Genomic DNA, 1,733 nt, shown 5'->3' with positions numbered 1-1,733 from the left:
CATGATGCCGGGGTCAAAACAAGCCTTTTATGTATGACCAATAGCAAAGAGCTGGAAAAATAGCGCTGAAATGAGCACCCAGAGGAAATGGCCTTTTGAGGCTGTCTCTCTGGGTGCTTATTTTTCATAGAGTAGATTTTAGTCATTTTATTCTTTTGCTATCCAAATATTGGATTTTGAGCATAATTAACCAAGCCCTTTCGAAAACCAAAGAGCTTCCTGAAATTGAGAGCCGCTATTTTGCTTCCGAAGAAGAATTTCCCTCGTTGCTTGCCTCGCGGCAATTTATCAAGGCGGTAATTCTTACGGATGTTTGCCGGTACCGTTTCTACGCCATTCCTAAGCTTTGCATAATTGCTGAATTCTTCACTTTGCATATACCTTTGGCTCTTTGCCCTGTTTGAAGCATTCTTTGAAGTAATGAATGTTGCATTCCATCCATCGATTTTTGGACGACACTGCCCTTGGTATGGACAACCAACGCAATGATTGCAATTAAACGAAACCTTACACTGCCTTGTCGTTTTAGTATAGCTTTGCCTTACAGGTTCGTGCCCTGCAGCACATCTCAAAAGTATTGTTCCGTCATCATTAAAAGTGAAATCAGCTAATGCATCTGGAGCCTCTTTTCCAATAAGTGCGGTTGTGATTAATTTGATGTTCTTTTCCTTTGCCAAAGCAAAATTATCCTGGCCTGCATATCCGCCATCGGTAATAAGAACGATTTCTTCTTCAGACCTGTCCATCTGTGATAAAGATTCTTGAAGAAATTGACTGTCAGTATGGATGTTCTTGTCATACTGATAATCGGTCACGACTGATCCGTTTTTATCAACGGTTTCTTCAAGGTTTGCAACATATCCTCTGTGAAGTTTACCGGCCTTGTTGCGATATGTGGCATCTGGATCAGACGGATTCTGTAACGCTGTTGAATTCATTGTTCCGTCTTCCTTTGTACGGAGTCTTCGTTTGCCATTTTCAACAACAGTCTGGTCTGAAAGGCACCTCAAAAACAGTTGGTACTCAGTAACTTCTTCGTAGTCTGTTCCGCATAGTTCAAGCAGCTTATCACTATCACTCAGCAAAGCCTGTATAATCTGCTCCATATTATCATTCAGCTGATGATAGAAAATTCTGTTATAGTCGTTTGAATCTGTATAGTGCTTCAAATCATCAGGAATCTTATTCGGATAGTTCTTATCAAAATATATCGCCAATTTAGAAATACAGGTGTATATCAGCTCCATGCGACTAAGAAAACGGATATTGCTCTCTATCATCATGGAGTCCATTCTTTTTATTCGTCCACTGAGATTCATCAGCTTTGCTATTTTACTACTAAGATCTTTTACACAGTCGTGGTACAGATCAATACCATGTGTTGTTTCATAATTGTAACAGCGGCTTCTAAATCTGCTCAATGTTTTATCCGAAATTGGTTGTTCTTCAAAACTTGTAGTATGAAGTGCGTACTGAAGATGAAGATCCAGCATAAGATTTTCAACAATCTCATCATCCGAATAATCGAACAATTCTTTAATGATTAAAGCTCCAATTATCACATTCACGGGCGCATTCGGGCGGGAAGCTTTACTGCTGTATAAAACAGAAAATCTTTCTTCATCAATATTGGGAAAAATCTCATCCGCAAATATTTTCGCCCATGAATTATCAAGTGCCTTTTTTTCGCGAGCAGTAAGTGAAAATACACTGTCATTGAAAGATATTTGCTG

Annotated in this window: 1 protein-coding gene; it reads right to left on the bottom strand. The window is 39.2% G+C overall.

The window, feature by feature from the left end; all coding sequences use genetic code 11:
- Positions 1–158: 158 nt before the first annotated feature.
- A partial coding sequence (locus H8Z83_RS18985) for a transposase (protein ID WP_207732103.1) occupies positions 159–1,733 on the bottom strand: 1,575 nt, incomplete at its 5' end.

Source organism: Dysosmobacter segnis, from assembly GCF_014297285.1.
Taxonomy (GTDB): Bacteria; Bacillota; Clostridia; order Oscillospirales; family Oscillospiraceae; genus Oscillibacter; species Oscillibacter segnis.
The sequence above is the reverse complement of the archived record's forward strand: the minus strand, read 5'-3'. Positions and strand labels throughout refer to the sequence as shown.